This is a genomic window from Flavobacterium lotistagni, assembly GCF_011392125.1.
Lineage (GTDB): Bacteria > Bacteroidota > Bacteroidia > Flavobacteriales > Flavobacteriaceae > Flavobacterium > Flavobacterium lotistagni.
Genome location: NZ_JAAJBU010000014.1, coordinates 71,844 through 80,133, shown reverse-complemented (window position 1 = coordinate 80,133; position 8,290 = coordinate 71,844). Strand labels below are relative to the sequence as shown.

Annotated in this window: 7 protein-coding genes and 1 rRNA gene; 2 read left to right on the top strand and 6 right to left on the bottom strand. The window is 42.8% G+C overall.

Going from position 1 to position 8,290, the window contains the following annotated elements; all coding sequences use genetic code 11:
• Positions 1-10 precede the first annotated feature (10 nt).
• Both rrf and G4D82_RS13325 read left to right on the top strand, forming a co-directional pair.
• A 5S ribosomal RNA gene (rrf, locus tag G4D82_RS13330) occupies positions 11-119 on the top strand.
• A 391-nt stretch (positions 120-510) separates the two neighbouring features.
• Positions 511-1,188 (top strand): fibrobacter succinogenes major paralogous domain-containing protein, encoded by a 678-nt coding sequence (locus tag G4D82_RS13325; protein ID WP_166337792.1) that lies wholly within the window; start codon positions 511-513, stop codon positions 1,186-1,188.
• 132 nt (positions 1,189-1,320) lie between these two features.
• Here the strand turns inward: G4D82_RS13325 and G4D82_RS13320 are convergent, their stop codons facing one another.
• From G4D82_RS13320 to pdhA, 6 genes are all read right to left on the bottom strand, one after another.
• Positions 1,321-2,214 (bottom strand): helix-turn-helix domain-containing protein, encoded by an 894-nt coding sequence (locus G4D82_RS13320; RefSeq protein WP_166337791.1) that lies wholly within the window; start codon positions 2,212-2,214, stop codon positions 1,321-1,323.
• Positions 2,211-2,624 carry a nuclear transport factor 2 family protein gene (locus G4D82_RS13315; RefSeq protein ID WP_166337790.1) on the bottom strand — a complete coding sequence of 138 codons (414 nt, stop codon included), beginning with the start codon at positions 2,622-2,624 and terminating at the stop codon, positions 2,211-2,213. Before G4D82_RS13315 ends, G4D82_RS13320 begins: the two co-directional genes overlap by 4 nt.
• A 63-nt stretch (positions 2,625-2,687) precedes the next feature.
• The gene (locus G4D82_RS13310; protein WP_166337789.1) at positions 2,688-3,227 is read right to left on the bottom strand and encodes a carboxymuconolactone decarboxylase family protein; all 540 of its coding nucleotides are present in this window, start codon (positions 3,225-3,227) and stop codon (positions 2,688-2,690) included.
• A gap of 266 nt (positions 3,228-3,493) precedes the next feature.
• Positions 3,494-5,347 carry a hydrolase/aminopeptidase gene (locus tag G4D82_RS13305; RefSeq protein WP_166337788.1) on the bottom strand — a complete coding sequence of 618 codons (1,854 nt, stop codon included), beginning with the start codon at positions 5,345-5,347 and terminating at the stop codon, positions 3,494-3,496.
• A 211-nt stretch (positions 5,348-5,558) separates the two neighbouring features.
• The gene (locus G4D82_RS13300) at positions 5,559-7,238 is read right to left on the bottom strand and encodes a pyruvate dehydrogenase complex dihydrolipoamide acetyltransferase (protein ID WP_166337787.1); all 1,680 of its coding nucleotides are present in this window, start codon (positions 7,236-7,238) and stop codon (positions 5,559-5,561) included.
• Between the two features lie 6 nt (positions 7,239-7,244).
• Positions 7,245-8,243 carry a pyruvate dehydrogenase (acetyl-transferring) E1 component subunit alpha gene (gene pdhA, locus G4D82_RS13295; protein ID WP_166337786.1) on the bottom strand — a complete coding sequence of 333 codons (999 nt, stop codon included), beginning with the start codon at positions 8,241-8,243 and terminating at the stop codon, positions 7,245-7,247.
• Between the last annotated feature and the right edge of the window lie 47 nt (positions 8,244-8,290).

Genomic DNA, 8,290 nt, shown 5'->3' with positions numbered 1-8,290 from the left:
GCTAAAAACCTAAGGTGGTTATTGCGGCGGGGCTCACCTCTTCCCATCCCGAACAGAGAAGTTAAGCCCGCCTGCGCAGATGGTACTGCATTTTGTGGGAGAGTATGTCGTCGCCTTTTTAAGAGAAGTCCTAGCTTGAAAAAGCTAGGACTTTTTGTTTTCTATAGGTACGACGCAGTTCGAGCAAGCTCTCGAGTCGTCGCCTTTCTTTATGGAACCCCAGCTTGAAAGCTGGGGTTCTTTTTTTTATCGGAGCGACGCTGTTCGCCTGCGGGCTCGGGTCGTCGCCTTTTTAGTGGACCCGAGCGATAGCGAATTGGCGAAGCAAAGCCCGTTCAAAAGAACGGGCTTTCTTGTTTTCTATAGGTGCGACCTGGATTGTTTTAGGGTTTCTGTTTTATACTAGTTTGAGTTTTCACGCAAAGACGCCAAGGCGCAAAGAAATAAGCTAGTATCTTTTGTGTGTGAAAGTTATAACTATTTTTACAAGAGTTCATAAAACACAATATCATGAGAAAGCACTACTTTAATCTTGTCTGGATTTTAGTCATAGTTATTGGAATCACTTCTTGTTCTAACGAAGAAAACAAAACCCAAAACCAAGTAGCTGCACGACCAACGGTACCAGTTATGGCTAATGAAGTACAAATCGGCAATCAAATCTGGATGACCAAAAACCTCAATGTAAGTCGTTACAGAAATGGTGACCCGATTCCCCAAGTACAAGACCCAAATCAATGGGGGAGCTTAACCACAGGTGCATGGTGTTATTATGGAAATAATACTTCAGTTGGAATGAAGTATGGTAAATTATACAATTGGTATGCAGTACATGATCCACGTGGTTTAGCACCAATTGGCTGGCACATACCAAGTTATTTAGAATGGAATGTATTAGGTTCCTACTTGGGAAATCTAGGAGGAGGGAAATTAAAAGAAATGGGAACAATGCATTGGGAAATGCCAAATACAGATGCAAGTAATATCACTGGTTTTACAGGTCTGCCAGGTGGTTATCGATACGGATTTGGAGATTTCGTTAACTTAGGTAGGGAAGGTATTTGGTGGAGTTCAACTGAGCTTGTTAGTGTGGTTTGGGTAAAAAAGTTATTTTACGGTGACGGTGATTTAAACACCTTGACAGAGGATAAAAGTTATGGATTTTCAGTGCGTTGCCTCAGAGATTAATCGGTTTATTTGCGTGAGGGATGGCAGCGGCAGCCCACAGCGCAGCGAGGACTATAGCGAACAGCCCGACGGCGCCCGCAATGTTCTTGAAAAATTAGATTTTCACCGCGCCGGCACGCCCCAATAAAAACTTTAAATTCCCGTAGCGGCAGTAGCTTTCGCAAATCCGACAGTTTCCCGATAGCCTTGCGGTGAGATATCGGCGTTGGCCTTGAAAAACCGGCTGAAGTAATGCTCATCTTCATAACCTAATTCGTATGCAATTTCCTTGACGGCCTTGTTCGTTAGATATAACTCGCGCTTGGCTTCGATGATGATGCGCTCAGAAATCAGATCTGTGAGGGTTTTGTTGAAATGCGTCTTAGAAAGTTTTGCAAGTGCTTTGGCAGAAATGTTCAGCATATCGGCATAATGGCTCGGCGAATGCTTTGTCTTGAAATTGAGCTCGATGGAATCCTTTAGAGTTTGTAGAATCGCGGGTTCTTTAGCGTTGGTCAAATCAACGGTAGTTTCTGATAGTTGCTCTTTTTTAAGTCTTGAAGCCGTAATCAAAAATATTTTTAGATACGAGATTAACAATTCATATTGCGCCAAACCGATGTTTTGCATTTCGGTTTTCATTTGTTCGATGACCATATTGAAGGTAGCTTCGGCGCTGCTATTGATTATGGTGAAAGGCGGCTGATAGATGTTGTTGAATAAAACACCGTTGCATGAAACTTCTTGTTGGTGCATATGGATACAATAAAAATCAGGGTGAAAGTGAATAGCTACACCTTCAATGATTTCTCCGGTACAAATCATGAAAGGCTGATAGGGCGAAAAAGCCAACAACGAATTTTCTTCAAAAACATGTTCGGCAAAATCAGCTTTGACTTTCCCTTTTCCTTTTTGAACCCAAATCAACGAGTAGTAATTGTTGCGTTGTAAATGGTCATAATGATTGTTGTCGAAAAAATGAAAAAGTTTAAACGCCAAATTGCCGTTTTGTGGATTCGTAATGGTAAAAGCGTTGGGGTGATTCATAATATTCTGTCTTTTTCTTCAATTTCCATATCGTTGATGCTGGCCTGTCGTTTTTGCATATAGCCATTTGGGTCAAATTCCCAAAGCTCGTTGCCGTAACTGCGAAACCACTGTCCGGAATCATCTTGCCATTCGTACTCGAATTGCACTGCCATCCGGTTCTCGCGAAAGCCCCACAATTCCTTTTTGAGTTTGTAATGGTGTTCTTTCTCCCATTTTCGGGTCAGGAATTCTTTCACTGCTTCACGGCCTTTGATAAATTCGGTCCGGTTGCGCCATTCGGTATCGATTGTATAGGCAAGCGACACTTTTTCTGGATCTTTAGTGTTCCAAGCGTCTTGGGCTAGTTGTACTTTTTGTTTTGCTGTTTCTAAAGTAAAAGGAGGCAATGGATGTCTTTGATTTTCCATAATTGATATGTAAAAATATAAAGGTAGTCATGAAAACCGACATAACTACCTTTGTTTTTTTAATTATAGTGCTGTAGCTTGAGGAAAATCAATCTCGGTATTGGCTGTGTTGTTGAAGTAATTCGTGAGAATGTTAAGCGCAACATGAGCTACAGTTTCTGCGATTTCGGCTTCTGAAAGCCCTGCGTTTTTTGCAGCGCTGACATCTTGGTCATTTACCAAACCGCCTTTGTTAACCAATGTTTTGGCAAATTGCAGAACTGCATTGGTTTTGTTGTCCTCAGCATTTCCTAATCGTGCAGCATGGATGCTTTCTCCGTCTATTTTTACCAATTTTTCTCCGATAAAACTATGAGCGGCCAAACAGTAATCGCAAGCGTTATTTTGGGCTACAGTTAGTGCAATCAGTTCACCTGTTTTGGCACCTAAGATGCCGTGACTTAAAGCGCCGCTCAAGTTAAGATAGCCTTCGAGTACTGCCGGTGCGTTTCCCATGGTACGCATCATATTAGGTACTGAACCTAATTTGCCTTCTACGGCGTTGAATAATTCTTTGGTTTTTCCTGTGGCTTCTGCCGGATTTAATGCTTTTAAACGTGTCATCTTTAAATGTTTTTAAGTGATGTCTTATTGACAAGGCAAAGATGCAGCGGTTGCGGTTGCGATAAAATGGAGGATTTACGCGATGTGATGGACAATTTTCCCTGGCCAAAATCCGATTGCGCGCAGAAGATTCGCGTGAGGGATGGCAGTGACAGCCCACAGCCGCGCAGCGATAGCGGAGCGGCGAGGACTACAACGTACAGCCCGACGGCGCGCGCAAGGCAGTTCCATTTACGGACATTTCAATGCGCCGGCACGCCCAGAAATTAATTCAAAGTCTTCTGCAAATCCTGAACGGTGGTCAAGTGATAACCTGATTTTGCTTTTTCAAAAATACTTTTTGCCCAGGTTTTTCCTTCCGGGGTTTTTACCATTTCTTTATAAAGCGTTTGAAGCGAACCTGTCCGGCTGGTGGCCATCATGAATTGCTCAATCGCAGGATAAGCCGGGTTATAATGATGTTTGATAGCCTGAACAAACCACTGGCGTTTGATGACAAAATTCCCGCCTTGGGAGAAATTAAATTCTTTGTCGATGTCGGCCATTTCTTTTTGCGTCATGTCCGACGGAAGATAATCAATGAAATGCTGTTTTTCGTTGGTCGATTTAATTTTGGCGCTGAGCCCAAGAACGCCGGTTTTTCTCCAAGTTTTTTGAATCTCGTCTATTTTGTTGAAATCTTCAGACACCGGCGTAGTGATATTCGAAGGAACATCGGGTTGGTAAATCCACTCTTCGGCTTTGATTTTTTCGGCTAGGACTTTATCGCCTTTGATGAGTTTTTCATTGAAATATTTCAAGAAATCTTCCGTAGTGATGGATTGAAACGCATGCGCATTAAAGTATTCGGTAATGAATTTATCGAAGGTTTCGCGCCCGACAGCATTTTCAACCGTTTGTAGAAATGCATAACCTTTTTCGTAAGGAATGTCGCTGAGTGAATCGTCGGCATTCTTACCATCTACGTTCACTTTGAGTTTCGTTTCGGGATTTTTCGGCCCATAATCTTCTAGGTTGTCATACAGCGATTTGCGGCTCAAAACATCTTGCATTTTGGCTTCTTGAATACCAAAAATGGCTTCTCCGATGCGGTGTTCTACATAAGTCGTAAAACCTTCGTTGAGCCAGACGTCATCCCAAGTAGCATTGGTCACCAGATTGCCGCTCCAACTGTGTCCGAGTTCATGGGCGAGCAAACTGGTCAAAGAACGATCGCCAGCGATAACGCCAGGAGTCAAGAAAGTCAGGTTCGGGTTTTCCATGTCACCGTAAGGAAAGCTTGGAGGTAAAACGAGTACATCGTAACGTCCCCAACGGTAGGGGCCAAATAGTTTTTCTGCGGCATCAACCATTTTTCCGAGTTCGCCAAATTCCCAAGCAGCTTTATCTAACACTGATTTTTCGGCATAAACACCGGTGCGTTTGTCAATCGATTTAAAACCAATATCGCCTACAGCAATCGCCATCAAATAAGATGGAATCGCTTTGTCTTGCTTGAAGGTGTAAATTCCGCTGTTGTTTTTTTGTTGCGGATTCACGGCACTCATTACCGCCATCAAATCTTTCGGAACTGTGACTTTCGCGTTATAGGTAAATCGAATGGCCGGAGAATCCTGACACGGAATCCAAGTGCGCGACCAAATACTTTCGCCTTGTGAGAACAAGAATGGATATTTTTTATCGGCAGTTTGCGCTGGGGTTAACCACTGTAAAGCGACAGCTTCTTTGGTAGTCGAATAGTAAATATTGACTTTGGTCGTGGTAGGTTCAATAGCAATTTTAAGTGGTTTTCCGTGGAAGGCTACTTCCTCGCCCAAACTAAATTTGGTTTCTTTTTCGTTCTCGCCCAAAGTAACTTTACTGATTTGAAGCGTGTTTTCGTCGAAGATGATCTCGTTTCCTTTGCTGGTGTTGTCAATGGTCCAAGACGCTTTTCCGGAAATGGTTTGCGTATCGAAATCTACTTTGATATCAAGATCCAAATGTTTGACAACGGCTTGGTCAGGTTTTGAAAAAGTATGTGTGTCTTTTATGTTTGCTATCTTTTCAGAGGCAACGCTTTCTTTCTTCTGGCAAGCGATGGCAATCAATAAAAATGCAAGGAATATCGTGTTTTTCATTTTTGAAATTTTAAGGTTTTCAAAAATAGATAAAAATGAATCATGCTTTTAGCTCCAGTACATATTTCTTTGCGTCTCTGCGTCTTTGCGGGGCATTATTTTAGTTTCGCAAAGACCTAGGGTGCAAAGTTTTTTACACATAAGATTGTATAAAAAATCCCGCTTGGTATTTTTAACAAAGCGGGATTATATAGTAAGATTTGATTACAATTTATGCAAGCATAGTCACAGGATTTTCGAGATATTGTCTCAAAGTTTGTAGGAATTGTGCACCGGTTGCTCCGTCTACAGTTCTGTGATCACAGGCTAAAGTGACCTTCATGGTATTGCCGATTACAATCTGTCCGTTTCTCACTACCGGTTTTTCGACAATTGCTCCAACCGATAAAATCGCTGAGTTCGGTTGGTTGATGATCGAAGTGAATTCAGTAATGCCAAACATACCCAAATTGGAAACGGTGAACGTACTGCCTTCCATTTCGTTAGGCTGCAGTTTTTTCGATTTGGCTCTTGAAGCTACATCTTTAACATTGCTACCAATTTGCGATAAGCTCATCTGGTCGGCAAATCTTAAAACCGGAACCACCAAACCATCTTCAACGGCAACGGCAACACCAATATTCACGTGATGGTTAATGATAATCGCATCTTCTTTCCATTGCGAATTCACTTTCGGATGTTTTTTCAGCGCCATCGCACAGGCTTTAATCACCATATCGTTGAACGAAACTTTGGTGTCTGGAATGCTATTGATGGTATTTCTGGATTTCATCGCTTCGTCCATCGCTACTTCAATAGTTAAGTAGAAATGCGGCGCGGTAAATATCGATTCGGATAAACGCTTGGCAATGACCTTGCGCATTTGCGAGTTTTTGATTTCTTCAGTGAAAGTTTCTCCTGCAGGAACAAACGGCTTAACTGCTGGTGCGGCTGCCTCAGAAGTTGAAGCAGGCTGTGGCGAAGAAACTTGTGGTGCACTAGTAACAGTAGGAGAGAAATTCTCTATATCGCTTTTTACGATACGGCCGTTTTCTCCTGAACCTTTAACTTGGGCAATGTTGATTCCTTTTTCTTCGGCAATTTTTTTAGCCAATGGGGAAATGAAAATTCTTCTGCCGTCAGTTACTACCTGAACTGGTTCTTCTGATTTTTCGGCAACCGATTCTGATTTATTTTCTGTTTTAGTTGGTTCGGCAACTGGGGCCGATCCGTCTTTTTTATAATTTTCCGCAATTCCGGTCACGTCAGTTCCTGCTGGGCCGATGATCGCTAGCACGCTGTCTACCGGAGCAGTTTGCCCTTCGTTGACGCCAATGGCCAAAAGTGTTCCGGCATGGAAAGATTCGAATTCCATTGTAGCTTTATCAGTTTCGATTTCAGCTAAAATATCGCCTTCTTTTACCGTGTCTCCGACCTTTTTGAGCCATGTCGCTACTGTTCCGTCGGTCATGGTGTCGCTGAGTCTCGGCATGGTTACTACCACAACGCCTTTTGGCAACGAGATTGAGGCAGCAGGAGCAGCTTCAGATTTTTTATCTTCAGTAACTGGTTCAGATTGCTTTTCTTCGCTCGCTGTTTCAGTTTTGTCTTCTTTCGGAGCCTCTGCCTTATTGGTCGATTTTCCTATGTGCAACAATGGTGTTATGTCTTCACCTTCTTTGCCAATAATGGCCAAAAGCGCATCCACAGGAGCAGTTTCGCCTTCTTGAATGCCAATATGCAATAAGGTTCCGGAGTTGAATGATTCGAATTCCATGGTGGCTTTGTCGGTTTCGATTTCAGCCAATATGTCGCCTTCACTTATTTTGTCGCCCACTTTTTTAAGCCATTTGGCCACTACACCTTCAGTCATGGTATCGCTCAAGCGCGGCATCGTGATAATTTTTGCCATAATTGATTAGAGTTTGTGGGGAATAAAAGGATAGTTTTCTTGTTCGTAAACCACGTCGTAGAGTTGCTGGATTTCAGGGAAAGCCGATTCCTCAGCAAATGTTGCACACTCTTCCACAAGGTCTTTCACGCGTTCATCGATGGTTTCGATTTCGGCATCCGTGGCGTATTTCTGTTCTTTGATGACATCGAGCACTTGGGTTATCGGATCGATTTTTCTGTACTCATCTACTTCTTCTTTGGTGCGGTACAATTGGGCATCAGACATCGAATGCCCTCTGTATCGGTACGTTTTCATTTCAAGGAAAGTTGGCCCGTCACCACGTCTGGCACGATCGATAGCTTCATGCATGGCTTCGGCTACTTTTACTGGGTTCATTCCGTCAACTGGGCCACAAGGCATCTCATAACCCAAGCCCAATTTCCAGATATCGGTGTGGTTAGCGGTTCTTTCGACGGAAGTTCCCATGGCATAACCATTATTTTCAACAATAAATACTACGGGAAGTTTCCAAAGCATTGCCATATTAAACGCTTCATGAAGTGAACCTTGACGAGCAGCTCCATCACCGAAATAAGTTAGCGTCACGCCGTCACGACCGAAGTATTTATCAGCGAAAGCAATACCGGCACCCACAGGAATTTGTGCTCCTACAATACCATGGCCTCCGTAAAATCCTTTTTCTTTTGAGAAAATGTGCATCGATCCGCCCATTCCTTTGGAAGTTCCGGTCACTTTTCCGAGAAGTTCGGCCATGACCGCTTTAGGATCAACGCCCATTCCTATTGGCTGAACGTGGTTTCTGTAGGCGGTAATCATTTTGTCTTTAGACAAATCCATTGCGTGAAGTGCGCCGGCCAAAACAGCTTCCTGACCGTTGTAGAGGTGAAGAAACCCTCTAACTTTCTGTTGGATATAAAGTGCGGCTAGTTTGTCTTCAAATTTTCTCCAAAATAGCATGTCTTCATACCATTTCAAATACACGTCTTTTGTAACTTCTTTCATCTTGTTTTTTTAACTTGATTGTTGATGTATAAATTGTTTTTTGAAAA

Excerpts from the sequence above, each read along its gene's own strand:
- G4D82_RS13325 (WP_166337792.1), top strand. The coding sequence starts at position 511 with ATGAGAAAGCACTACTTTAATCTTGTCTGGATTTTAGTCATAGTTATT.
- G4D82_RS13320 (WP_166337791.1), bottom strand. The coding sequence starts at position 2,214 with ATGAATCACCCCAACGCTTTTACCATTACGAATCCACAAAACGGCAAT.
- G4D82_RS13315 (WP_166337790.1), bottom strand. The coding sequence starts at position 2,624 with ATGGAAAATCAAAGACATCCATTGCCTCCTTTTACTTTAGAAACAGCA.
- G4D82_RS13310 (WP_166337789.1), bottom strand. The coding sequence starts at position 3,227 with ATGACACGTTTAAAAGCATTAAATCCGGCAGAAGCCACAGGAAAAACC.
- G4D82_RS13305 (WP_166337788.1), bottom strand. The coding sequence starts at position 5,347 with ATGAAAAACACGATATTCCTTGCATTTTTATTGATTGCCATCGCTTGC.
- G4D82_RS13300 (WP_166337787.1), bottom strand. The coding sequence starts at position 7,238 with ATGGCAAAAATTATCACGATGCCGCGCTTGAGCGATACCATGACTGAA.
- pdhA (WP_166337786.1), bottom strand. The coding sequence starts at position 8,243 with ATGAAAGAAGTTACAAAAGACGTGTATTTGAAATGGTATGAAGACATG.